General features: G+C 74.4%; 22 protein-coding genes. 10 read left to right on the top strand and 12 right to left on the bottom strand.

All coding sequences use genetic code 11. The features are described 5' to 3' along the window. Window positions 1-40 precede the first annotated feature (40 nt). Window positions 41-2,233 (bottom strand): EAL domain-containing protein, encoded by a 2,193-nt coding sequence (locus tag ABZ135_RS09830; RefSeq protein ID WP_356693667.1) that lies wholly within the window; start codon window positions 2,231-2,233, stop codon window positions 41-43. Next, window positions 2,230-3,042: an SAM-dependent methyltransferase gene (locus tag ABZ135_RS09835; protein WP_356693669.1), complete on the bottom strand. Its 813-nt coding sequence runs from the start codon at window positions 3,040-3,042 to the stop codon at window positions 2,230-2,232. The genes ABZ135_RS09830 and ABZ135_RS09835 overlap by 4 nt, the downstream gene beginning before the upstream one ends. Window positions 3,043-3,704: 662 nt before the next feature. Between ABZ135_RS09835 and ABZ135_RS09840 the strand changes: the two genes are divergently transcribed. From ABZ135_RS09840 to ABZ135_RS09850, 3 genes are all read left to right on the top strand, one after another. After that, window positions 3,705-3,857 carry a hypothetical protein gene (locus ABZ135_RS09840; protein WP_356693671.1) on the top strand — a complete coding sequence of 51 codons (153 nt, stop codon included), beginning with the start codon at window positions 3,705-3,707 and terminating at the stop codon, window positions 3,855-3,857. Window positions 3,858-3,878: 21 nt separating this feature from the next. Continuing rightward, on the top strand, window positions 3,879-4,643 hold the full coding sequence (locus tag ABZ135_RS09845) for a hypothetical protein (protein WP_356693673.1): 765 nt from the start codon (window positions 3,879-3,881) through the stop codon (window positions 4,641-4,643). 168 nt (window positions 4,644-4,811) lie between these two features. Further along, window positions 4,812-5,396, top strand: coding sequence for a hypothetical protein (locus ABZ135_RS09850; RefSeq protein WP_356693675.1), 585 nt, complete (start codon window positions 4,812-4,814; stop codon window positions 5,394-5,396). A 129-nt stretch (window positions 5,397-5,525) separates the two neighbouring features. Here ABZ135_RS09850 and ABZ135_RS09855 read toward each other — a convergent pair whose 3' ends face one another. Then, on the bottom strand, window positions 5,526-6,056 hold the full coding sequence (locus ABZ135_RS09855; protein WP_356693677.1) for a hypothetical protein: 531 nt from the start codon (window positions 6,054-6,056) through the stop codon (window positions 5,526-5,528). A 345-nt stretch (window positions 6,057-6,401) separates the two neighbouring features. On the opposite strand from ABZ135_RS09855, the gene ABZ135_RS09860 reads away from it, so the two are divergent. Beyond that, complete coding sequence (locus ABZ135_RS09860; protein ID WP_356693679.1) at window positions 6,402-7,061, top strand: class F sortase; 660 nt, start codon at window positions 6,402-6,404, stop codon at window positions 7,059-7,061. Window positions 7,062-7,128: 67 nt separating this feature from the next. Here ABZ135_RS09860 and ABZ135_RS09865 read toward each other — a convergent pair whose 3' ends face one another. Beyond that, window positions 7,129-8,025 (bottom strand): polysaccharide deacetylase family protein, encoded by an 897-nt coding sequence (locus ABZ135_RS09865; protein ID WP_356693681.1) that lies wholly within the window; start codon window positions 8,023-8,025, stop codon window positions 7,129-7,131. A 90-nt stretch (window positions 8,026-8,115) separates the two neighbouring features. On the opposite strand from ABZ135_RS09865, the gene ABZ135_RS09870 reads away from it, so the two are divergent. Then, window positions 8,116-8,562, top strand: a complete 447-nt coding sequence (locus ABZ135_RS09870) for a universal stress protein (protein ID WP_356693683.1) — start codon at window positions 8,116-8,118, stop codon at window positions 8,560-8,562. Between the two features lie 21 nt (window positions 8,563-8,583). Here ABZ135_RS09870 and ABZ135_RS09875 read toward each other — a convergent pair whose 3' ends face one another. Further along, window positions 8,584-9,774: a CapA family protein gene (locus ABZ135_RS09875; RefSeq protein ID WP_356693685.1), complete on the bottom strand. Its 1,191-nt coding sequence runs from the start codon at window positions 9,772-9,774 to the stop codon at window positions 8,584-8,586. Window positions 9,775-10,027: 253 nt separating this feature from the next. Here ABZ135_RS09875 and ABZ135_RS09880 point away from each other — a divergent pair, with 253 nt between their 5' ends. From ABZ135_RS09880 to ABZ135_RS09890, 3 genes are all read left to right on the top strand, one after another. Continuing rightward, on the top strand, window positions 10,028-10,600 hold the full coding sequence (locus ABZ135_RS09880) for a sigma-70 family RNA polymerase sigma factor (protein ID WP_356693687.1): 573 nt from the start codon (window positions 10,028-10,030) through the stop codon (window positions 10,598-10,600). Window positions 10,601-10,605: 5 nt separating this feature from the next. Continuing rightward, window positions 10,606-11,019 (top strand): PaaI family thioesterase, encoded by a 414-nt coding sequence (locus ABZ135_RS09885; protein WP_356693689.1) that lies wholly within the window; start codon window positions 10,606-10,608, stop codon window positions 11,017-11,019. Window positions 11,020-11,285: 266 nt separating this feature from the next. Next, window positions 11,286-11,678, top strand: a complete 393-nt coding sequence (locus ABZ135_RS09890) for a hypothetical protein (protein ID WP_356693827.1) — start codon at window positions 11,286-11,288, stop codon at window positions 11,676-11,678. 45 nt (window positions 11,679-11,723) lie between these two features. Here ABZ135_RS09890 and ABZ135_RS09895 read toward each other — a convergent pair whose 3' ends face one another. From ABZ135_RS09895 to ABZ135_RS09925, 7 genes are all read right to left on the bottom strand, one after another. Continuing rightward, window positions 11,724-12,941 carry a histidine kinase gene (locus ABZ135_RS09895; RefSeq protein ID WP_356693691.1) on the bottom strand — a complete coding sequence of 406 codons (1,218 nt, stop codon included), beginning with the start codon at window positions 12,939-12,941 and terminating at the stop codon, window positions 11,724-11,726. Continuing rightward, window positions 12,938-14,683 (bottom strand): cation acetate symporter, encoded by a 1,746-nt coding sequence (locus tag ABZ135_RS09900; RefSeq protein ID WP_356693693.1) that lies wholly within the window; start codon window positions 14,681-14,683, stop codon window positions 12,938-12,940. The genes ABZ135_RS09895 and ABZ135_RS09900 overlap by 4 nt, the downstream gene beginning before the upstream one ends. A 25-nt stretch (window positions 14,684-14,708) precedes the next feature. Then, window positions 14,709-15,083 carry a hypothetical protein gene (locus ABZ135_RS09905; RefSeq protein ID WP_356693695.1) on the bottom strand — a complete coding sequence of 125 codons (375 nt, stop codon included), beginning with the start codon at window positions 15,081-15,083 and terminating at the stop codon, window positions 14,709-14,711. Between the two features lie 90 nt (window positions 15,084-15,173). Beyond that, window positions 15,174-15,962, bottom strand: coding sequence for a LytTR family DNA-binding domain-containing protein (locus ABZ135_RS09910; RefSeq protein WP_356693697.1), 789 nt, complete (start codon window positions 15,960-15,962; stop codon window positions 15,174-15,176). 42 nt (window positions 15,963-16,004) lie between these two features. Next, entirely contained in the window at window positions 16,005-16,865 is an 861-nt protein-coding gene (locus tag ABZ135_RS09915; RefSeq protein ID WP_356693699.1) for a DNA-formamidopyrimidine glycosylase family protein, read from the bottom strand. Between the two features lie 173 nt (window positions 16,866-17,038). Next, complete coding sequence (locus ABZ135_RS09920) at window positions 17,039-19,135, bottom strand: SpoIIE family protein phosphatase (RefSeq protein ID WP_356693701.1); 2,097 nt, start codon at window positions 19,133-19,135, stop codon at window positions 17,039-17,041. 84 nt (window positions 19,136-19,219) lie between these two features. Further along, entirely contained in the window at window positions 19,220-20,374 is a 1,155-nt protein-coding gene (locus ABZ135_RS09925) for a DUF6777 domain-containing protein (RefSeq protein ID WP_356693703.1), read from the bottom strand. A 201-nt stretch (window positions 20,375-20,575) separates the two neighbouring features. Between ABZ135_RS09925 and ABZ135_RS09930 the strand changes: the two genes are divergently transcribed. Then, window positions 20,576-21,535, top strand: coding sequence for a YndJ family protein (locus ABZ135_RS09930; protein ID WP_356693705.1), 960 nt, complete (start codon window positions 20,576-20,578; stop codon window positions 21,533-21,535). Then, a complete protein-coding gene (locus ABZ135_RS09935; protein ID WP_356693707.1) occupies window positions 21,532-22,128 on the top strand; it encodes a DUF1990 domain-containing protein in 597 nt (198 codons plus the stop codon). Before ABZ135_RS09930 ends, ABZ135_RS09935 begins: the two co-directional genes overlap by 4 nt. The last annotated feature ends 11 nt before the right edge of the window (window positions 22,129-22,139 follow it).

The following is a 22,139-nucleotide window of genomic DNA, read 5'->3' on the forward strand; positions in this document are numbered from 1 at the left end:
CCTGGGGGCGGGTCCCCCCGGCGCCTGGGCGCCCTCGGGGCTACACCGCGTCCGCCAGCACCAGAGAGTGGATCCGGTCCGGGGCACCGGGGCGGGCGTAGTACCAGCCCTGGGCCGTGTCGCAGCCGAGCTCGCGGAGCTGCTGGGCCTGGGCGCCGGTCTCGACGCCCTCGACGGTGACGGCGAGCTCCAGGCTGTGGGCCAGGTGCACGATGCCCTCGACGATCTTGAGGTCGACGGGGTTCGCCGGGTGCTGCTGCATGCCCTGGGTGAAGGAGCGGTCCAGTTTGAGGACGCTCACCGGGAGCCGGCGGAGGTTGGCCAGGTTGGAGTAGCCCGTGCCGAAGTCGTCGAGGGCGATGTCCACGCCCATCTCGGCGAGCTGCCGCAGCGGCTTCAGCAGGTCGTCGTCGGCACCGATGAGCGCCGACTCGGTGACCTCCAGGCACAGCGCGCCCGGTTCGAGTCCGGAGCGCTCCAGGACGTCGACGGTCTCGGCGACCAGGCCGGGGTGGTGGAGCTGGGTCGGCGACAGGTTGACGTTGATCCGCAGCGGACCGGTCGCCTTGCGGCCGCCCGGGGCCCCGTCCTGCCAGAAGCGGGCCTGGCGCACCGCCTCCTGGAGCACCCAGCGGCCGAGCGGCACGATGAGGCCGGTGTTCTCGGCGAGCGGGATGAAGCGGTCCGGGCCGAGGACGCCGTGCTGCGGATGGCACCACCGTACGAGCGCCTCGGCGCCGTGCACGCTGCCGTCGTCGAGGTGGACCAGCGGCTGGTACTCGATGAAGAACTCGCCGCGTTCCAGGGCGGCGGGCAGCGCGGTGGTCAGCCCGTGGCGGGTGATGGCCCGCGCGTCGGCCTCGGCGTCGGCGTACTCGAAGCGGTTGCCGCCCGCGGACTTGGCCCGGTACATGGTGATGTCGGCGCTGCGCAGCACCTCGGCGGCGGTCCGCTCGCCCGCCGGGCCCTCGACCACGCCGACGCTGCCGCGCACCGCCAGCTCGCGGCCGTCGATGCTGATCGGGGTGGCGAGGGCGGCGAGCATGCGGTCGGCGAGCTCGGCGACCTTCCGTTCGGTGCCGGGTCCGGTGGTCAGGGCGACGAACTCGTCGCCGCCGAGCCGGGCGACCATCTCGCCGGGGGCGGTGACACAGCTCTGCAGCCGGTCGGCGACCTCCACGAGCAGCCGGTCGCCGGTGGAGTGGCCGAGGCTGTCGTTGATGACCTTGAAGCCGTCGAGGTCGAGGTAGCACAGGCCGAAGCGGCTGCCCTCGCCCGGCGCGAGGGCCTTCTCCAGACGCTCGAAGAACAGCGTCCGGTTGGGCAGCCCGGTCAGGGCGTCGTGCGTCGCCTCGTAGCGCAGCCGCAGGTTGAGCAGCCGGCGTTCGGTGGTGTCCTCGAGGAGGGCGAGCTGGTACTGGGGGGCGCCGGCCGCGTCCCGCAGCAGGGAGACGGTGAGGTTGGTCCACAGGACGGTGCCGTCGCTGCGGTAGTACGGCTTCTCGACCCGGTAGTGCTCGCGCTCGCCCCGCACCAGCTCGTCGTAGAGCCGCCAGACGTGCGGGCCGTCCTCGGGGTGGGCCCAGTCGGCGATGTTGCGGGACAGGACGGTCTGCTCCAGGCCGCCGAACATCCGGGTGAGGGTCTCGTTGACCTCCAGGACGTTGCCGTCGAGGTCGGCGATGCCGATGCCGATGGCGGCGCCGTCGAAGACCGCGCGGAAGCGGCTCTCGGTGGCGTGCAGGGCGAGTTCGGCGGCGCTGCGGGCGGAGAGCGCCGAGTGGGCGATGGACTCCTGCTCGGCGAGGGTCCGCTCGCGCAGGGCCTGGGCGAAGCCGGCGGCCATGGCGTGCTGGAGCCGGGAGCAGCGGGCCCGGAGCTCCTCGGTGGACAGGGCGGCGGCGGTTCCCCGGTGCTCGGGGTCCTCGGCGCAGTACAGCACCAGGTAGGCGTCGACGACGCCGAGGCTGCGGGCGAGGGCGTCGGGGTCGGTGCAGTGGGCGGCCACCAGGGCCTGGCCGACCCGGTGGGCGGGGGCGGTGTCGAAGGGCCGGGCGTGCAGGGCCTCGTAGAGCTCCCGGGCGGGCGGCAGCAGGTGCTGTTCCAACTCCTGGCGGGTCATCGAGGTGGCGGTGACGGGGAAGACGGCCCGGCTCCAGATGGTGACGAACCGTCTGAGTCTGTCCTCCGGTCCGTCGGCGACGGAACCGGCCGGCGGGGACGGCAGCTTCACGCCTTGCGCCCCACCCCTGCGAAGCCGGAGAAGGCGAAGGGGTCCTCCTCCTCGTCCGGGTGGTCGGGCCGCCACCGGGGCATCGACACGAGACCGGGAGCGACGAGCTCGGTGCCCTCGAAGAAGCGGGTGATCTCCTCGCGGGAGCGCATCACGAGCGGGTTGCGGATGTCGCGGTAGACGCCGACGGCGCCGCCGGCGCGCTCCTGGGACACCGGGATGCCCTCGTAGGAGGCGTGGGTGAGGACGAGGAGGCTGCCGGGGGCGAGCGCGTCGAGGAGTTCGGCGACGGCCGCGTACGGCTCGTCCTCGTCCTCCAGGAAGTGCAGGACGGCGACGAGCAGCAGGGCCACCGGGCGGTTCATGTCGAGGAGTTCGCCGGCCTCCCTGCTGAGCAGGATCTCGCGCGGCTTGCGCAGGTCGGCGGCGACGACGGCCGTGCGGTCGTCGCCGTCGAGCACGGCCCGGCTGTGGGCGACGGCGACCGGGTCGTGGTCGACGTAGACGACGCGGGCCTTCTCGCTGGCGGCCTGGGCGACCTCGTGGACGTTGCCGAAGGTCGGTATGCCGGAGCCGATGTCGAGGAACTGGGTGACGTCGTGGTCGACGGCGTACCGTACGGCGCGGCGCATGAAGGCGCGGTTCGCCTGCATGATCTTGGGGAGACCCGGGAGGAACTCCATGGCCTTGCGGGCCGCTTCCCGGTCCACCTCGAAGTTGTGCGAGCCGCCCAGATAGAAGTCGTACATACGGGACACGCTCGGCACCGAGATATCGATGCCCGGCGGAGCCCAGGCCGGACGCTCCATCAAGTCTCCAACAAGTCGCCACGGGATGCGGCCAGGTGTTCGCCGCCGACGTTCGAGCTGAGGCTACTGATCGCCCGCCGGGAGAGCGAGCAGAAACGGAAATTCGCGATCCGTTCTTGGTCACACGCCATTGGCACGTGCGCCGCGAATTCCTTCCGAACGGACCGCAACGAGGGGGCGGTTGGCGCGTTGGGCTACGCGTGAGACGACAGAACACGCGGAAACGTCAAACCCGGTACGGATCGCTCCTGGCGCGGTCCCTCGCGGCCGGCGCGCTGGTGTGGCTGCTCGTCGCCCCCGCGCCGCCCGCGGTCGCCGACGCGTGCGCCTACGCCTCGACCGGTCCCGGCGGTTCGAGCGTCGCGATCGTGTCCGCCGGGCCGGGGCCCTGCTTCCCCAGCCATCCACCGCACCCGACCCACCCGCCGCATCCGCCCCACCCCACGCACCCGCCCCATCCGAGCAAACCGCCGAAGCCGAAACCGACGCCGAAGCCCACACCCACGCCGCGTCCGCCCGCGCCCGAGCCACCGCCCACGGCCCGGCCCGCTCCCCCGCCGAAGCCGGCACCGGTGGCGCCGGGGCCCGCACCGGCGCGCCCCGCGCCGGCCGCTCCCGAGCCGGAGCCGCCGGCGCCGCCTGCGCCGTCCCCCGCACCGACCGTGCGCCCCCGGCCGGCACCGGCCGCCCTGCCGCACTACAAGGGCGCGGCGCGGATGAAGCCGAAGAGCACCCCGAACGTGCTCACCACGACCCTGCTCATCATCGCCCCCGCGGTGCTCGCGACCGCGATCCTCCGCTCCCGTTCCCGCTGATCCCTCCGGAGGGATGCACCCGTGTCCGAATGGCTTGTTCTGACCCTCGCGATGGCCGCCGCGTGCGCCGTCGTCCTCACCATCGTCGTCATCAACAACCGCCGGATCCCCGAGGACGACGACCCCAGCGAGACCCCGGACGTCATCGAGTACATGACGATGATGATCGGTGTGGTGTACGCCATCGTCCTCGGCCTCGCCATCGCCGGCGTCTGGGAGGCGCGCAGCGCGGCCCAGGAGACCGTGCGCCAGGAGGCGCAGGCGCTGCACGAGATCTCGGCGCGGGCGGAGGTGTATCCGCAGGCCGTGCGGGAGCGGATCCGGGCCGATGTCGACGCGTACGTGTCGTACGTCGTCGAGGAGGAGTTCCCGCACATGGCGGAGCACGGCGAGCTGACCGACCGGGGGACGGAGCTCCTGGAGAAGGTCCGCCGCAGCGTGACCGACTACCGGCCCGCCGACGACTTCGAGGGCCAGGCGTACCAACCGCTGGTGGACCAGGTGTCGGTCGCCGACGACGCCCGGGGGGCGCGCGGGCAGAGTGCCGGCGAGACGATGCCGGGGGTGGTGTGGTTCGGCCTCATCATCGGGGCCCTGGTGACGGTGGGGCTGATCTTCACCCTCCAGATCCGGCGCACCGGAAGGGAACTGCTGCTCGCCGGCCTGTTCAGCGCGCTCATCGCCTTCCTGCTCTTCCTGATCTGGAACTTCGACGCCCCGTACGGGCGGGGCATCTCGGCGACCGCAGGCCCCTTCACCGATCTGTTCCCGCGGCTCACGGACTGACCGCGCCCTGTCTGTGGGCCGTGCGGGGGACCTGCGTGCCCCATTCGCCCGTCTGGGATCGCGGCTGTGGTAGAGGGCTCCTAGCGTTTCGGTCATCGAGGTGCATTCCCTGCCCTTTGCGGATATCCCGTCCGCGGCTGCTCCTCGGGACCCGGAGGACTCACCGACATGCGCGCGATACGTGCCGCCACCACCGCCCTCCTGGGGGCGGCCTCCCTCGCCCTGGCCGCCCCCCTCGCCGTCGCCGCCGACGGCGCTCCGGCGCCGAACCCCCAGGCGGCCCGGGCGAAGGCCCCGGGCGACTTCGTCGTCTCTCCCGCCGTCGTCGCACCGGGGGGCCGGGTCACCCTGAGCGCCCCCGGCTGCGCGAGCACGGCGACGGCCTCGGCCGGCATCTTCGACACCGTGACGATCGCCCCGGGCTCCGCCGCCACCGCCACGGTGGACATCGACGCCAAGCGGGGTGCCGTCTACACGGTCTCGTTCAACTGCACGGGCGGCGTGCAGGGCACCGTCGACCTCACCATCAGCGGTTTCCCGACCCCGACCGCCACCCCCACCACCCTCACCCCCACCCCCACGGCGAGCTCGACGCTACTCCCGCCCCCGCGCGGGGTGCAGGGCGGCCTCGGCGGCTCGATGGACTCCACGAGCGCCTGGACGTACGCGGCGGGCGGCGCCATGGTGCTCGCGGCGGCCGGCGGCACCGTCCTGGTGATCCGCCGCAGGTCGTCCGCCGGCCGGCGCCACTGACGGCGGCGACGGTGCCCCGAACCGCACCGCCGCCCACCACCCCGGCCCGTCCCACGCCCGTCGCCCCCGAATCCTGAGAGAGGACTCGGGGGCGACGGGCGTGGCGGGCCGACCGGGAGGTTCGGCCGGTCAGACCCCCGCGCCGGACGTGCGGCGCCGGCGGACGACGAACAGGCCGCCGCCCAGCGCCGCGGCCGCGACGAGGCTGCCGCCCACCGCCATCTCGGTGGAGCTCGGGGCGAGCGAGCCGCCCAGACCGCCCGTCGTGCCCTGGCCGGCCAGCACACGGAAGCGCTGGGTGAGCACGCGGCTGGGGCTGGTGCAGTGGACGGTCAGGGTGTGCTCGCCGGGCGTGGCGTGGTTGTAGACACGGGCGACGGCACTCGAGACCCCGCCGAACGGCGCGGAAAGGCTGACCGTCGGGAAGGCGGCAGAGGTGACGGTGCCCCCGGCGCAGCCCTTAACGGTGATCGTGAGAGTTGACCCCTGGTGAACCGCGGAGGGCATGACGTTGACGTGGAAGCCGTCACCTCCCCGCTGGACCGAGGAGGAACCGACGGTGACACTGCTGGGCCCGTTGGTGGCGGTGGCGAGGGGGGCCGCGAGCCCGAGCGCCGCGAACGCGGTCGCCGTCACCGCCAGAGTGCGTGCAGCACGCATGGTTGAACCTCCAGTGGAAGACGCCCCAAAGCGGTGCTCCGGGAGATTCGACGAGTACGTCTTCCATGACGAACCATCACAAGCGCTGACGACCTGCGCATTTCGGCACTGGGCCACCCCGGTGAGGCCGGATGTCGGCCGAACGGGGTGGGAATCTGACGGAGCCGCAGGTCACAGAGCGTCAGGACGATGATCTGACGATGACTCGGATGGCTGACGCCCGGTTCACCCGGTCCGGGGCCCCGCGGACCCGTTCCGCCGCCCGCGCCACCCGTTCGCCCCGCTCCGATCGCCGGTTCGTATCCCCGCCCTTACCGTTCCACGTGACGCCACCAAGGGAGAACGATGAGCCCCAAGGACTTCAGCCTCTTCGAAGCCGCCAGGAGACGCCAACCCTGGGGCGCGCTGGCCCTCGTCATGCTCTCCGGCCTGGCCATAATGCGCAACGGGGTCGGCTTCGAGGCCGGCCCGCCCCAGCCCGCGGCCGCGGCCCGCCCGGCCGCCCGGCCGGTCGGCCCGCCCCCCACGGTCGCCGGCCTCCAGGAGCTGCCTTTCGCGCCCGCCTCGCGGATCCGGATCCCGGCGATCCGGGTGGCCGCTCCGATCATGGACGTGGGCCTCGACCAGAACGGCTGGATCGCCGCCCCGCCCGCCCAGGACGCCAACCTCGCCGGCTGGTACCAGAACGGCATCGCGCCGGGCCAGCGCGGTACGGCGGTCGTGGTGGGCCACGTCGACAACATGGCCGGCCCGGCGGTCTTCTACGGCCTCGGCTCCCTGGAGAAGGGCCAGCACATCGAGGTGGACCGCTACGACGGTCGGGTGGCGGTGTTCGAGATCTACGGGGTCGAGGTCTACTCGAAGGACAGCTTCCCCGGCGTCCAGGTCTACGGGGACACCGGCCAGCCCGAACTGCGCGTCATCACCTGCGGCGGCGGCTACTCGCGCGCCCACGGCTACGACGGCAACGTGGTGGTCTACGCCCGGATGGTGGGGTCGCGGTAGCACCGCCCCCGAGAGGAGGAAGGGCCCCGGCGCGCACCAGGCACCGGGGCCCTTCCTGTATCCCTCCTCAGCGGCGCGGCACGGTGATGCTGTAGCCCGCGTCGAGGAGTTCGGGCAGATAGCGCTCGAGGGCGGCGACGGTGTGGGAGCGGTTGCCGCCGGCGTCGTGGTTGAGGACGATCACGCCGGGGCCGGCCCCGTCGAGGACGCGGCGGACGATGCTGTCGGCGGGCGGTTCCTTCCAGTCGAGGGTGTCGACGGTCCAGGCGAGCGGCTCCATGCCCAGCTCGGCGCCGATCTCGAACGAGTGCCGGTTCCAGGCCCCGTACGGCGCCCGGTACCACAGCGGCGGGGCGCCGAGGGCCTGCTCGATGACGTCGCAGGTGGAGCCGAGTTCCTGACGGATGCGGGAGGGCCGGAGCTTGGGGACGAGGGGATGGGACCAGGAGTGGTTGCCGACCACGTGCCCGTCCTCGGCCATCTCCTTGAGCAGGTCCGGCCGCGCGGCCGCCATCTCGCCGCAGACGAAGAACATCGCCCGGCAGCCGTGCCGGCGCAGGACGGCCAGGATGTCCGGGGTGTAGCGGGGGTCGGGGCCGTCGTCGAAGGTGAGCACCATCGAGCGTCCGACACCGGTCAGATGGAGGAACGGCCGGGTGCGCACGGGAGGGATCGCCTTGCGGAAGGCGGGCGGCGCGTAGCCGGTCATCGGCTGGAGCCGGTACGCGGAGGGTCTCAGCCGGGCGGCCTGTGCCTGCGGCCCCGCCGCGGCGCCCGGCGGGCCCCCGGCCGTCGGACCGGCGGCGGGTCCGGCCGGGGATGGACCGCCCGGGGCGGCGGCGGGCGTGCCGTCGGGCCCGGTCAGGCGGTCGGTGGTGAAGACCCCGACGGCGGTGGTGGCGCCGAGGGCGGCGGCGAGGCGCAGCAGCGACCGTCGCCCTGTCGTCGTCTCATCCTTTTTCATGACCAATGGTGCGAACGGAGGACGGCCCGGCCCGCGCAGCGACACCGGCCGCCCGTCCGAAAGCACCTGATGAGCCGATAACCTCGAAGGGTGAGCGGTTTCGAGCGGGGTACGGACGGCCCGAAAGTGATCGTCGCCGGGGTGGACGGCTCGGGCTCGTCCCTGCGCGCGGCGGCGTACGCGGCCGGTCTCGCCCGGCGGCAGAACGCGCTGCTCGCCCTCGTCTACGTGCAGCCGGTGATGGCCGCGGGCGCGGCGCTCGGCGCACCGGTGGCCGGGGCCACGGAGGAGATCGCCGAGGGTCTGGTGGCCGAGATCCGGGAGGCCGCGGAGAAGGTGCGGGAGGTCTGGCGGGTGCGCTGGGAGTTCCACACCTTCCGCGGGGACGCGTACGCGGGTCTGGTCTCGGCCGCCGACGAGCTGAAGGCGGACGCGGTGGTCGTGGGGGCCTCGGAGTCGGCCGGGCACCGGTTCGTCGGTTCGGTCGCGGTCCGTCTGGTCAAGGCGGGCCGCTGGCCGGTGACGGTCGTTCCGTAGGCCCCCGGGAGGCGGGCGGGGCTACTCCCCCATGACCAGTCCGTCCTGGACGGCGCCGCGGCCCTCGACGACCTGGCGGATGGTGTCGCGGACCTCGGTGTACCGGCTCTCGCCCTTCTTGATGGCGGCGTTGAGGTTCACCACGCGGCCGCGCGCGGTGTCGAAGTACTGCGGGAGGAATTCGGCCCGGGTCACCTCCCACCGGCCGCCGCGGGTGGAGGGCGGGCCGAAGGTGAAGCGGGCCAGGGTGCCCTGGTTGCCGCGGGGGTCGTAGGAGCCCGCGTAGTTGATCATGTCCCCGGCGATCTGGTCGCCCATGCCGTAGACGATCCAGGTGCCGTTGACCTTCTCGTACGCCTGCGGGACGTGGGCGTGGGTGCCGAGGACGAGGTCGATGTCGGGGCGGCCGCCGGTGCGCGAGGCGGTGAGGGACCGGCCGAGGGTGAGCTGGCGCTCGTCGGGGGCGGTCTGCCACTCGGTGCCCCAGTGGAGGGAGACGACCACCACGTCCGCGCCGGCCCTGCGGGCGGCCCGCGCGTCGGCGACGATCTTCTGCTCGTCGATGAGGTTGACGGCCCAGGGCTGCCCCTCGGGCAGCGGATAGCCGTTGGTGCCGTAGGTGTAGGCGAGCTGGGCGACGGTGGCGCCGCCCGCCTCGAGCAGAATGGGCCGGGCGGCCTCCTCGGCGGTACGGGCGGAGCCGGCGTGCCGGACGCCGGCCTCGTCGAGGGCGTCGAGGGTGCGGCGCAGTCCGGCGGCCCCGTCGTCCAGGGTGTGGTTGGAGGCGGTGGAGCAGGAGTCGTAGCCGGTCTCCTTGAGCGCCTGGGCGATCTCGGGCGGCGACTTGAAGGCGGGGTAGCCGGTGTAGGGGCCGCCCGGCTTGCCGTAGACGGTCTCCATGTGGCAGATCGCCAGGTCGGCGCCGGAGACGACGGGCTTGACGCCGGAGAGCATGGGGCGGAAGTCGTAGCCCGCGCCACCGGCGTCGGCGGCGGCCTGGCGGATGATCGAGTCGTGCGGGAGGACGTCGCCGGAGGCGACCAGGGTGAAGGGGGCCGGCGCGGACGCTCCCCCGGGTGCGGCGGGGCGGTGCGGCGCCTTGCTCGGGGCCGCCGGGGCGGGGGCCGTACGGTCCGCGGCGGCGCAGCCGGTGGCCGCGGCGAGCAGGACGGCGGCGAGGGCCGCCGCGCCGGGTCTGGTGCGTGGGGTCATCTGCCGAACTCCGCTGATTCATGGGATGAACATCTGTTCATGTGAATTCACAGCGGGCGAAAGCCCCAGTCAAGGGTCATTGCCGCAGAGCAGGGCAAAACCCGCTGAATCGGACGCAAGGATTCCGGCCACCGGTGCCGTGACCGCTCGCCGAACCGTTCACCGCTCGATGCGACCGTTCGTCGCAGACATCCGTCCGTTCCCTGTCCCCCGGCGCCCAAATGCGTTCGTATACGGCGTCATGAGAACGGCAGTGACGGCACCGAGGCCGACGGCGACCACCGACGAGCGGGCCCTGAGGGAACTCCAGCGCGAGCACGGCCAGGCCCTGCTCGCCTTCCTCCTCGGCCTCACCCACGGCGACCGGCAGCGCGCCGAGGACCTGGCGCAGGAGACCCTGGTCCGGGCCTGGCTGCATCCCGAGGCGTTCGACTCCCCGTACGAGTCGATGCGGCCCTGGCTGTTCACGGTGGCCCGGCGGCTCGCCATCGACGCGCGCCGCGCCCGGCTCTCCCGGCCCACCGAGATCGGCGACGGGATGCTCGCCCTCACCGCCTCCCCGGCCGACACCACCGAGTCACGCGACGCGGCACTCGACGTCCGGGCGGCGGTCCGCGGCCTCAGCCCCGAGCACCGCGCGGTCCTGGTCCGGCTCTACTTCCACGGACTGACCGTCAACGAGGCCGCCGCCGACCTCGGCATCCCGGCCGGCACCGTCAAGTCCCGCTCGCACTACGCCCTGCGCCAGCTCGGCCACCGGCTCCCCGGCTACCGGCCGCCGCGCCGCGCGGCCGTTGCCCGGCACACCGCCGCGACCCCACAATGACCGTCGTGACGCTGACTCTCGCCGCCGCCGAAAAGGTCCTCTCCGACAACTTCGCCCCCTGGGTGCTCGACCTGGGGCTCTCCGTGGACTCCGTCGACGGCCACGAGGCCGTCCTCAGGCTGCCCTGGTCCGACCGGCTCGCCCGGGAGGGCGGCGGGCTCTCCGGCCAGGCGCTGATGGCCGCGGCCGACACGGCGACGGTGATCGCGGTGGCCGCCGCCCGCGGCGGCTTCGTCCCGATGACCACGGTCCAGCAGTCGATCAGCTTCCAGCGCGCGGTGGTCGGCACGGACGTCCTGGTGCGGGCGCGGCTGACCAAGGCGGGGAAGCGGATGGCCTTCGCGGACATCACGATGACCGCCGAGGGCACCGAGGAGACCGCCGCGCACGCCACGGCGGTGTACGCGCTCCTGGGCTGAACCGGCCCCATGTCCCCGGCCCGCTTCCCGGTCGGACCGGCCCCGCGCGCCCCTGGAGTTACCGTTCGTCACACGGCTCCCACCTGCATCGATCCGGGGGCGGCCCGTGTCCGAATCCACCCGGGCGAGTTGAGCGAATGCGCCCCGCGCACGCCCTTCTCGGAGGAGGCTCGTCCCCGGGGTCTCGTCCAGGACGTCCGGGAGAGGTGGAAACGGTGCTGCCCGAAAGCACGAACGGCGCCGGCGGAGGCGGACTCGCCGTCCCCATGGACTGGCTGTGCGCCGAATACGTCGCCGACGATGTGATGCGGACCAGCGGGCTCGCGGGCCCCGGTTCGCTGGAGTTCCGGGCCGGGGTGCAGACCCTCGCCCTCACGATCCTGCTCTCCGGCGCCGGGACCGGCACCTGGCTGCGCCGGACCGCGCACGACCACCCCTGGTCCGCCTGGGTCACCGCCCGGCTCGACGAGGCGCCGCCGGACGGGCCCGACGCCGCCCTGGCCCGGGACACCTGGCGGCGGCTGCGGGCGACGGAGCTGCGGGCCGCAGACCTGGCCGGGCTCACCGGGCTCGGCAGCGTCGACGAGGAGCGGCAGGTGTGGCTGCCCGCCTGGCAGGTCGGCGTTGCCCTGGGCCATCTCGCCCTGCACCTGTGCTGACCGGCCGGACCGTGCCGGCCCGCCGGACGCGTGCGGGCCGCGCGGTCAGGCCGTCGGGTGCACCCCGGGGCGGTACTTGGGGATCCGTACCGTCACCTTCATGCCCGCGCCGATCCCGGTCTCGATGACGAGACCGTGCTCCGGCCCGTACACCTGCCGCAGCCGCTCGTCGACATTGGACAGGCCGAGGCCCGAGGACGGGGCCCGCTCGCCGCGCAGGATCGCGCGGAGCGCCTCGGGGTCCATGCCGACCCCGTCGTCCTCGATGGTGACGACGGCCTCGGCGCCCGCGTCACGGGCCGCGATCACCACCCGGCAGCCCTCGGCCGAGTCCTCCAGGCCGTGCTTGACCGCGTTCTCCACCAGCGGCTGGAGGCACAGGAAGGGCAGAGTCACCGGGAGCACCTCGGGGGCGATCCGCAGGGTCACCTTCAGCCGGTCGCCGAACCGGGCCCCGGCAAGGGCCAGGTACTGCTCGATGGCCCGCAGTTCGTCGGCGAGCTGGGCGAAGTCACCGTGCCGGCGGAACGAGTAGCGGGTGAAATCGGCGAACTCCAGGAGCAGTTCGCGGGCCCGCTCGGGGTCGGTGCGGACGAACGAGGCGATGGCGGCGAGGGAGTTGAAGATGAAGTGCGGGGAGATCTGGGCGCGCAGGGCGCGGATCTCGGCCTCGACGATCCGGGTGCGGGACCGGTCGAGCTCGGCCAGTTCGAGCTGGACGGAGACCCAGCGGGCCACCTCCGTCGCCGCCCGCACCAGGACCGCCGACTCCCGTGAGCCGTACGCGACGAGCGCGCCCAGCACCCCGTCCTCGCCGGTGAGCGGGGCGACCACCGCCCAGCGCAGCGGGCACTCGGGGTCGGCGCAGTCGTCGTCGCAGCCGGTGCGGGCGGACCGGCCGCGCCCCGAGGCGAGGGTCTCGGCGACCAGGCGCATGGCCCGTTCGCGGTGGTGTGCCTCGCCGGGCCCGTCCCAGGCGAGGACCGCGCCCCGGTCGGTCAGGCACAGCGCCTCGGTGCCGAGCAGCGAACGCAGCCGGCCCGCGGCCTTGCGCGCGGTGTCCTCGGTGAGGCCGGCGCGCAGCGGCGGCGCGGCGAGCGAGGCGGTGTGCAGGGTGTGGAAGGTGGCCCGTTCGACGGGGGTGCCGAGGTCGAGTTCCGCGGAGGGGCGTCCGCGGCGGGCGGCGAGGTGGCCGAGGACGAAGCCGGCGGCGAGGAGCACCGCCCCGACGGCGCCCGCGGCGGCCAGTTCGATGCCGGTCACCGCTCACCGCCGACGGGGAGCGCCTTGCCGGCGATCTCCTCGGGCAGGTGCAGACGGGCCAGGATCGCCGGCGTCCCGGCCGGGATGCTGCGCGGGGTCGCGAGGGACACGAGGATCATGCTGAGGAAGCCGAGCGGGACCGACCAGACGGCCGGCCAGGCCAGCAGGGTGTGCGGCCAGCCCTCCGGCGGCAGCCCGGCCCGGGTCGCCATGACGGCGGCGAGCGCCGAGCCGCCGCCCAGCAGGAGTCCGGCGACGGCGCCCGGCGGGGTGAGCCGCCGCCACCAGATGCCGAGGACGAGCAGCGGGCAGAACGAGGAGGCGGACACGGCGAAGGCCAGGCCGACGGCGTCGGCGACCGGCACCTCGGAGGCGACGAGTCCGGCGCTCAGCGGCACGGCGGTGGCGAGCAGGCTCGCGAGCCGGAAGTCGAGCCGGAAGTGCCGGGCGCCCCGGGAGGGCAGCACGTCCTGGGCGAGGACGCCGGCGACCGACATGGTCAGCCCCGAGGCGGTCGACAGGAAGGCGGCGAAGGCGCCGCCCGCGAGGAGCGCGCCCAGCAGGTCGCCGAGGACACCGGCGAGCATCCGTTCCGGCAGGACGAGCACGGCGGCGTCGGCGGCCCCCGTCAGGGCGAGTTCGGGGGTGTAGATCCGGCCGAGCGCGCCGTAGAGCGGCGGCAGCAGGTAGAAGACGCCGACGAGGCCGAGCACGACGAGCGTGGTGCGGCGGGCCGCCCGGCCGTGCGGGCTGGTGTAGAAGCGGACGGCGACGTGCGGCAGGCCCATGGTGCCGAGGAAGGTGGCGAGGATCAGCCCGTACGTGGCGTACAACTGGTGGCCGTCGCGGCCGCCGGCCAGGGGCTGGGACCAGCCGAGCGGGTCGGCGCCGGTGGCGGACCGCTCGGGGACGGGCGCGCCGGCGGGGAAGGCGAGTTCGGTGCCGCCCTCGACGCGGTGGGTGCCCGGGGCGAGGGTGACGCCTGCGTGCGCGTACGCCCGGTCGTCGACGCGTCCGGTGACGGTCAGCGTCAGGGGGGCGTCGACCTCGATCCGTACCGTCTCGGCGACCCGGACGGAGGTGTGGTCGCGGAAGACGGCGGGGGCGTCGAAGCGGGCGCGCGGGGCGCCGTCGCCGTACCAGGCGGCGACCAGGAAGAGCGCCGGGACGAGGAGGGCGGTCAGTTTCAGCCAGTACTGGAATGCCTGGACGAAGGTGATGCTGCGCATGCCGCCGGCGGCGACGATGCCGGTGACGACGAGGGCGACGAGCAGTCCGCCGACCCAGTCCGGGGCGCCGGTGAGGATCTCCAGGGTGAGCCCGGCGCCCTGGAGCTGGGGCAGCAGGTAGAGCCAGCCGATGCCGACGACGAAGAGGCTGGCGACGCGGCGGGCGCGCGCCGATCCGAGCCGGGCCTCGGCGAAGTCGGACAGCGTGTACGCGCCGGAGCGGCGCAGCGGGGCGGCGACGAGGAGCAGCAGGACGAGGTAGCCGGCGGTGTAGCCGACCGGGTACCAGAGCATGTCGGGGCCCTGGACGAGGACGAGCCCGGCGATGCCGAGGAAGGAGGCGGCGGAGAGGTATTCGCCGCTGATGGCGGCCGCGTTGAGGCGGGGGCCGACGGTGCGGGAGGCCACGTAGAAGTCGGAGGTGGTGCGGGAGATCCGCAGGCCGAGACCGCCGATGAGGACGGTGGCGAGCACGACGGCGGTGACGGCGGCGATCGCGTGGGTCTGGTTCATCGGGCCGGGCCCCCGGTGCGGCCGGTCACCGTTCGACGAGGCCGGTGAAGTCGCGTTCGTTGCGTTCGGCGCGGCGCACGTACCAGTGGGCGACGGCCCAGACGACCGGGTGGACGCCGACGCCGAGCACGGCCCAGACGACGGCCTCGGGCGCGGGCAGGGCGAGCAGCAGCGGCAGGGAGCCGACGAGCAGGGCGAGGGCGCCGAGGCCGGTGAGGGCGGCCCGGAGCTGGCTGCGCATCAGGGAGCGGACGTAGGTGTGGCCGAGGGTGGTCTGCTCGCTGATCTCGGAGCGGGCGGGCGCGTGGTGGGGCCGCGGCCGGGGCACGGGGCCGCCGGCGAGGGCCGTCGCGTACGTGACGGTCTCGCGCCGCGGTCGGCGCTGGGGGTCCTCGGACATGGGCGTCCGCTCTCTCACGGTCCGGTGGGCCCGTGGAGTGTACGCGGAAGGGGTGCGGGCCCGGTAGGGGCGCCGCGGCTCGGTCGCCGGTCAGGCGCCGGCGCGGCGGAGGAGCAGGTCGCGGAGCTGGCGGGCGTGGCGGCGGGACACGGCGAGCTCGGCGTGGCCGACGCGGACGGTGGTCGTGCCGCCGTCGAGGCGGAGCTCGTCGATGCGGGCCAGGGCGACGAGGTGGCTGCGGTGGATGCGGACGAAGCCGCGGGCAGCCCAGCGTTCCTCGAGGGTGGAGAGCGGGATGCGGACGAGGTGGCTGCCGTGGTCGGTGTGCAGGCGGGCGTAGTCGCCGTGCGCCTCCACGTACGCGATGTCGTCGACGGACACGAAGCGGGTGACGCCGCCGAGCTCGACCGCGATCTGCTCGGGGGGCGCGGGCGCGGGTGCGGGCGCGGGGTGGGCGGCCGTGGGGTGTACCTGTGCGTGGGCCTGGACGTGGACGAGGTCGTGGGCGCGGCGCACGGCCTCGGCGAGGCGTTCGCGGCGCACGGGCTTGAGGACGTAGTCGACGGCCTCCAGGTCGAACGCCTGGACGGCGAAGCCCTCGTGGGCGGTGACGAACACGATGAGCGGCGGCCGGGCGAAGCCGCCGAGCAGGCGGGCCAGGTCGAGCCCGCCGAGTCCGGGCATGTGGATGTCGAGGAAGACGACGTCGATGCCCTCGTCGCCGTCGGCTCCGGCCTCCAGGGCGCGGCCGATCCTGCGCAGCGCCTCGGTGGCGTCTCCGGCGCCCTCGGCGCTGCGCACCCGTGGGTCGGCCCGGAGCAGGTAGAGCAGTTCCCCGAGGGCCGGCGCCTCGTCGTCGACGGCCAGTACGCGCAGCATGCGCGGGAGTCTATGCGCGGCGGTGCGCCTATGGGCGGGAGACTATTTGAGCAGCCTGGACAGACGACGGTCGGCGAGCGGTTTGCCGCCGGTCTGGCAGGTGGGGCAGTACTGGAGGGACGAGTCGCTGAAGGAGACCTCGCGGATGGTGTCGCCGCACACCGGGCAGGGCTCTCCGGTGCGGCCGTGCACCCTGAGGCCGCTCTTCTTCTCGGCCTTGAGGCGGCCGGCGGCGAGGCCCTGGGAGCGTTCGACGGCGTCCGCGAGGGTGGTGCGCAGGGCCGTGTAGAGGGTGGCGGTCTCCTCGTCGGTGAGGTTCTGGGTGGGCTTGAACGGCGACATCTTCGCGGCGTGCAGGATCTCGTCGCTGTAGGCGTTGCCGATGCCGGCGATGAGGCTCTGGTCGCGCAGCGCGCCTTTGATCTGGCGCCGTTCTCCGGCGAGGAGGGCGGTGAAGGCGGCGAGGTCGAAGTCGTCGGCGAGCGGGTCGGGTCCGAGCCGGGCGACGCCGGGGACGTCGGCGGGGTCCCGGACGAGGTGGACGGCGAGGCGTTTGGTGGTGCCGGCCTCGGTGAGGTCGAAGCCGTCGCCGCCGGTGAGCGCGACCCGCAGCGCCAGCGGCCCCTTGCCGGGCCGCGGCGGCCCGGAGGGCAGCACGTCCTGCCACCGCAGCCACCCGGCCCGGGCGAGGTGCACGAGCAGATGCAGCCCGCCCGCCTCGATGTCGAGGAACTTCCCGTGCCGGCGCACAGCGGTGACCCGCTCCCCGTCGAGCGCGCTCGGCGGCGGGTCGTACGTCTTGAGCACGCTGATCGCGACGGGCAGCACGTGGGCGATCTCCTTGCCCACGAGCTGCTCGTCCAGAAACACGCGGAGGGCTTCCACCTCGGGCAACTCGGGCATGCCAACAGCCTGCCGCACGGGCGCGACGAGCGCGCGGCGGAGGGCGGGTCGGCGAGCCGGGCCGGCGGGGGCCGTGACGGGCGGAGCAGGTCCAGCGGTTCACGGGCTAGAGGGCCGTGCCGTCGGCGGGTCGCTGCCCGGTCGGCGGAGAGACGGCCGGTGGGGCCCGGTCCTCAGGGGCCCGGGGGTTCCGTCGTGAACTCGCACCAGACGCATTTGCCGCTGCCGCGCGGCTCCACGCCCCACACGTCGGAGATGCGGTCCACGAGCAGCAGGCCGCGGCCGGAGACGCCCGAGTCGCCCGCTTCGCGGCGGCGGGGGAGGGCGCTGGAGCGGTCCTCGACCTCGACGCGGAGGCGGCGGTCGGGGCCCGCCAGCATGCGGAGGGTCACGATGGCGCCGCCGTCGGTGTGCATCAGGGCGTTGGTGGTCAGCTCGTCGGCGACCAGCTCGATCTCGTCCGAGCGGCTGCCCGCGCCCCAGGCCCGTACGGCGGCCCGGATCATGTGGCGGGCGGAGCGGAGCGCCTCGGGGTCGTTCTGGCCCACGTGCTGCTGGAGGCGGCCGCCGGCCTGCGGCGGGTGGACGCCCTCGCGGCGCAGCAGCAGGACGGCGACGTCGTCCTCTCCGCCGCGTTCGTCGACGACGTCGCAGAGGTGGTCGGCGAGCTGGGCGAGGTCCCGTGGGCCCCGTTTGACCAGCGAGGACAGCCACTGGAGGCCCTCGTCGAGGTCGGCGCCCGGCTTCTCGACCAGGCCGTCGGTGTACAGCAGGAGGGTGTGCCCGGGGTCGAGCTCGACGGTGGTGACCGGGTAGTCGAGCCGGCCGAACTCGGCGGAGAGGCCGAGCGGGAGGCCGCCTTCGACGGCGATCCGGTGCGCGGTGCCGTCGGGGTCCTGGACGAGCGGGTCGACGTGGCCGGCGCGCACGATCTGGACGAGGCCGGTGGCCGGGTCGGCCTCCGCGTACGTGCAGGTGGCGAAGCGCTCGGTGTCGAGTTCGTGGAGGAAGACGGAGGCGCGGGCCATGACGGTGGCGGGCGTGTGGCCCTCGGCCGCGTAGGCGCGCAGCACGATCCGCAGTTGGCCCATGACGGCGGAGGCGTGGGTGTCGTGGCCCTGGACGTCCCCGATGACGGCGCCGACCCGGCCGCCGGGCAGCGGGATGATGTCGTACCAGTCGCCGCCGATGTCGCGGCCGAGCCGGGCGGAGCGGTAGCGGACCGCTATCTGGGTGCCGGGGACGTCGGGGATGCGGCGGGGCAGCATCGCCTGCTGGAGGCCCTCGGCGAGGTCGTGCTCCTGCTCGTACAGCATGGCGCGCTGGAGGCTCTGGGCGATGGAGCTGCCGAGGGCGACGAGGAGGTTGCGCTCGTCGGCGCTGAAGCCGGTGCGGTCGCTGTAGAGCAGGCCGAGGGCGCCGATGGGGCGGGCCTGGGCGATCAGCGGGAGGTAGGCGGCGGAGGTGATGCCGAGTCCGCTGATGTGGGGCCACAGGATCGGGTAGGACGCGGCGAAGTCCTCCGCGGACTCGATGAAGCGGGGGCGCAGGGTGCGGACGACCTCGCTCATCGGGTACGGCTCGTCCACGCGGGTGAAGCGGGTGCCGGGGACGAAGGCGCCGTCGGGCCCTTCGGCGACGAGGTGGATGCGCCCGGCCTCCAGGAGGCCCATGACGAGACTGGCGGCGCCGAAGTGCTCCAGGCCCTGGGAGTCGTTGAGCAGGTCGATGATGTCCTGGACGGTCCGGGCGTGCGCGAGGGCGGCCGTCATGCCCTCGACGACGCTGGTGCGCTGCCGGCGGCCCTCGTCGAGGCCGAGGCGGGCGGCGGACTCGGTGAGCTCCTCGGAGGCGTCGCGGACGACCCCGACGATACGGACCGGGCGGCCCTCCTCGTCCCGCCGGACGAGGCCCTGGGTGTGCGTCCAGCGCTGGACGCCCGCGCGGGTGCGGATCCGGAAGTAGGCGCCGTAGCGTTCGCTGCCGTCCTTGAGCGCCTGGGCGACCAGGGCGTCGAGGCGGCGGCTCTCGTCGGACAGGACGCGCGAGCCGAGGGTCCTGGGGTCGCCGTCGTACTCGCCGGGTGCCATGTCGAAGACGTTCAGGGCGCCCTCGTCCATGATCATCCGGCCGGTGGCCAGATCCCAGTCGAAGCTGCCCATCCGGAATTCCCGGCCGAACTCATGGAGGAAGCAGCAGGCCGGTCCGTCCGTCCCCGCTGCGCAGCGGCACCGCTCGGCCGCCTCCCCGCCCCCTCTGCCCGCGTTCATGGTGGCCACGCTAGGCGCAGCCACGCCGCCGCGCACGGTGAAGATCGGCAACAGCTTGGCAACAACGCGTCCACGGCGGCCACTTCAGCCCTCGAAGGTCTCGGGCTGCTGCGGCGCGGTCTCGTCCGGGAACAGCTCCTCGAAGGAGGGCGGCGGCTCCTGCGGCGGGTACTCCTGGGGCCCGTCGGGCACGGGCGCGTCGGGGGCGTCCGGCATGACGGGGGCGTCGGGGACGGGTGCGGTGCCGCCGTCGTCCGGGGTGGCGGGGGCGTCGGGGGTGGCGGGGGCTTCCGGGGTGGGCACGCCGGGTGCCTCGGGCGCCGACGGCTCCGAGGGTTGCGAGGGCTCCGAGGGGGTGGCGGGGGGCTGCGGGGCGGGGGCGTCCGGCAGCGGGGCGGGCGGTGCGCCGACGAGGTCGCAGGAGGCGGGGGCGCAGGGCGGCAGGACGTCCGGGCGGCGGTCCTGGTCGCCGTCGGTGCCGGTCTTCCGCTCGATCCATGTGTTGTCGGCGGTGCTCGCGATCACCAGGCGGGTGACGACGGTGGTGGTCGGGGTGATGGCGACGACCCGGTCGGGTCGGTAGCCGGGCCAGGGCTGTCCGGCGTGCGCGGCGCCCTGGGCGGCGGCCGGGGCGCGCAGCGGGTTGCCGCAGCCGCAGCGGACCCGGGGCGTCCCGTACGGGTCGACGAGGACGGCCGTACCGGCCTGGAGGACGGACTGGAAGGCGGTGGGGCCGCCGTCGCGGAAGCCGTGGTTGGTGACCCGGGTGTCGGCGCGCAGTAGGACGGGGGTGAGGCCGCGCAGCCAGCCGGCGAGGTTGCTCTCGGGGATGCCGGCGGCCTCGGCGAAGGCACGGGCGCGGCCCTGGTCGGCGGTGAGGAAGGCGATCTGCTGCTCGACGTTGCAACTGGCGAGGGAGCGGGTGCCGCCGTAGAGGCCGGGGGTGGCGCCGGTGAGCGGGCGGCCGGCCGGTGCCGGGTCCCCGACGCCGGTGGCGGGCGGGGCGCCCCGGTTCACCGGGGCGCCCTCCTGCGTGGTGGAGGGGGTGAAGGGGGCGGGGCCCGGGGAGGCGGCGGGCAGGAGCAGTACCTCGCGGACGGCGGCCGCGGCGGCGGTCCGCTCCGCGCCCGGTCCGCCGGGCTCGGAGGAGGAGCAGCCGGCGATCAGCAGGGCCGAGGCCAGCGCGGTGATCGCGCCGGCCGCGGGCCGCGTGGGCCGTCGTCGGATTGCGTCGCGCACCTGGGTCTCCCGCCTGTTCGCCCCGAGTCGTCCCTTCATGTCTGCCGCAGGGCGCGGAGGCTCGCAATCGGGGCGCGTCCATCCGGTTCGGCCCCGCAGCCGTGCCGCCGCCCTGTCACCGACCCCACCCTTGAACGCGTTCAAGGGTGGGGCTACGCTCACCATCGAAGGCGTTGAACGTGTTCAACAGAGGGGCGTGTCATGTCGGTGCTCGTCGGAACGATCGTGATGCTGGGCATGCTCGTCGTGGTCCCCGCCGGGCTCCGGCTCGTCGACGGCCCCCAGGCGGCCGGCCTCAGGCTCCTGGCCCGCCTCTGGCCGCTTCTCGCCCTCCCCGGCGCCGTCTCCCTCTGGCTCCCCCGCTCCCCGCTCGCCGCCGCGCTGGCCGGCTGTTACGCCCTGGCCACCCTGGCGCTCGCGCTGCACGCCCCGGTCCGCCTCGCGCTCACCAGGTCCCTGGCCCCGGCCGAGGTGGCCGTGCTCACCGCCCTCGGCAGCCCGGCGGTCGCGGGGGTCGCCCTGGTCGCCGAACGCGCCGGCCACGAGCTGTTCGGCTTCGAGCTCGACATCCTCGCCCTGACCGTGCCGCACTTCCACTTCGCGGGCTTCGCCGCCGCCCTGGTCGCGGGCCTCGTCTGCCGTACGGCCGAGGGCCCCGCGTCCCGGTTCGCCGCCCTCAGCGTGCCGCTCGGCACCCTGCTCGTGCTGCTCGGCTACTTCGTCGACGACTGGGCCGAACTGGCCGGGGCGCTCGTCCTCACCGCCGGCATGTGGGCCGTCGCCCTCACCACCTGGCGCGAGCTGCGGCCGAGCGCCCCCGACCCGGTCACCCGCGCCCTGCTCGGGGTGTCGGCGGCCGTCCTCGTCGCCACCATGCTGCTCGCGCTCGCCTGGGCGGTCGGGGAGGCCACCGGGCTTCCGCACCCGACCCTCACCTGGACGGCCGCCACGCACGGCCTGGGCAACGCGCTCGGCTTCGCGCTCTGCTCGCTGCTCGCCTGGCGCCGTCTGCGGGCCGCCCGGCCGGGTACGGGTACGCGGCGCCCTCTTCGTACCCGTACCGCCGACGCGTCCGCCACCCCGCTCACCGCTCCCGTGACCCCTCTCCCGACTCCCACCACCGCCCCCTCCCCCGCCCACCGAACGGAGCTCCCGGCATGACCCGACTCGTCCGCAGCCTCTCGGACACCCTCGGCACCGGCAGGACCGCCGGGCCGCACTACCCCGAGGTCGGCGCCACTCGCACCGGCCCGCTGCCCGCCGGCTACCACCACCTGCACCACACCGTCCGGGTCGGCCACGGGCGGCGGGACTTCGCGGCCGCCGGAGCCGCCGTCACCACCTGGGCGATGCACCGCGCGTCCGGCGCCCGGGTGGACAGCGCGGCGGAGCGCGCCGAGCCCGGGGCCACCCTGGAGGTCTCGATGGGCCTCGGGCCGGTCCGGTTCACGGCCCCCTGCCAGGTCGTCTGGACCGCGTACACCGACCGCAGCACCGGTTTCGCCTACGGAACCCGGGCCGGGCACCCGGAACGCGGCGAGGAGTCCTTCGTGGTCGACCTGCACGAGGACGGCACGGTGTGGTTCACGATCACCGCGTTCAGCCGCGCCGCCGTCTGGTACACCCGGCTCGGCGGACCGGTCGTCCGCGCCCTCCAGCACGCCTACGCCCGTCGCCTGGGCCGCACCCTGGCCGCCCTCGTCGCGGAGCGCGGGACGCGTTACGCTCCTTCTGTACTCCCGCGTACTCCGTGAAGGAGGCGGCC

The organism is Streptomyces sp. NPDC006339 (assembly GCF_040612775.1).
In the GTDB taxonomy this organism is placed as follows: Bacteria; Actinomycetota; Actinomycetes; order Streptomycetales; family Streptomycetaceae; genus Streptomyces.

What these genes read in the sequence shown, in the direction of transcription:
- ABZ135_RS09860 (WP_356693679.1), top strand. Translation starts at nt 6,402, where the DNA reads ATGAGCCCCAAGGACTTCAGCCTCTTCGAAGCCGCCAGGAGACGCCAA.
- ABZ135_RS09890 (WP_356693827.1), top strand. Translation starts at nt 11,286, where the DNA reads ATGGACTGGCTGTGCGCCGAATACGTCGCCGACGATGTGATGCGGACC.
- ABZ135_RS09875 (WP_356693685.1), bottom strand. Translation starts at nt 9,774, where the DNA reads ATGACCCCACGCACCAGACCCGGCGCGGCGGCCCTCGCCGCCGTCCTG.
- ABZ135_RS09920 (WP_356693701.1), bottom strand. Translation starts at nt 19,135, where the DNA reads ATGAACGCGGGCAGAGGGGGCGGGGAGGCGGCCGAGCGGTGCCGCTGC.
- ABZ135_RS09915 (WP_356693699.1), bottom strand. Translation starts at nt 16,865, where the DNA reads ATGCCCGAGTTGCCCGAGGTGGAAGCCCTCCGCGTGTTTCTGGACGAG.
- ABZ135_RS09935 (WP_356693707.1), top strand. Translation starts at nt 21,532, where the DNA reads ATGACCCGACTCGTCCGCAGCCTCTCGGACACCCTCGGCACCGGCAGG.
- ABZ135_RS09835 (WP_356693669.1), bottom strand. Translation starts at nt 3,042, where the DNA reads ATGGAGCGTCCGGCCTGGGCTCCGCCGGGCATCGATATCTCGGTGCCG.
- ABZ135_RS09855 (WP_356693677.1), bottom strand. Translation starts at nt 6,056, where the DNA reads ATGCGTGCTGCACGCACTCTGGCGGTGACGGCGACCGCGTTCGCGGCG.
- ABZ135_RS09930 (WP_356693705.1), top strand. Translation starts at nt 20,576, where the DNA reads ATGTCGGTGCTCGTCGGAACGATCGTGATGCTGGGCATGCTCGTCGTG.
- ABZ135_RS09900 (WP_356693693.1), bottom strand. Translation starts at nt 14,683, where the DNA reads ATGAACCAGACCCACGCGATCGCCGCCGTCACCGCCGTCGTGCTCGCC.
- ABZ135_RS09905 (WP_356693695.1), bottom strand. Translation starts at nt 15,083, where the DNA reads ATGTCCGAGGACCCCCAGCGCCGACCGCGGCGCGAGACCGTCACGTAC.
- ABZ135_RS09865 (WP_356693681.1), bottom strand. Translation starts at nt 8,025, where the DNA reads ATGAAAAAGGATGAGACGACGACAGGGCGACGGTCGCTGCTGCGCCTC.
- ABZ135_RS09910 (WP_356693697.1), bottom strand. Translation starts at nt 15,962, where the DNA reads ATGCTGCGCGTACTGGCCGTCGACGACGAGGCGCCGGCCCTCGGGGAA.
- ABZ135_RS09850 (WP_356693675.1), top strand. Translation starts at nt 4,812, where the DNA reads ATGCGCGCGATACGTGCCGCCACCACCGCCCTCCTGGGGGCGGCCTCC.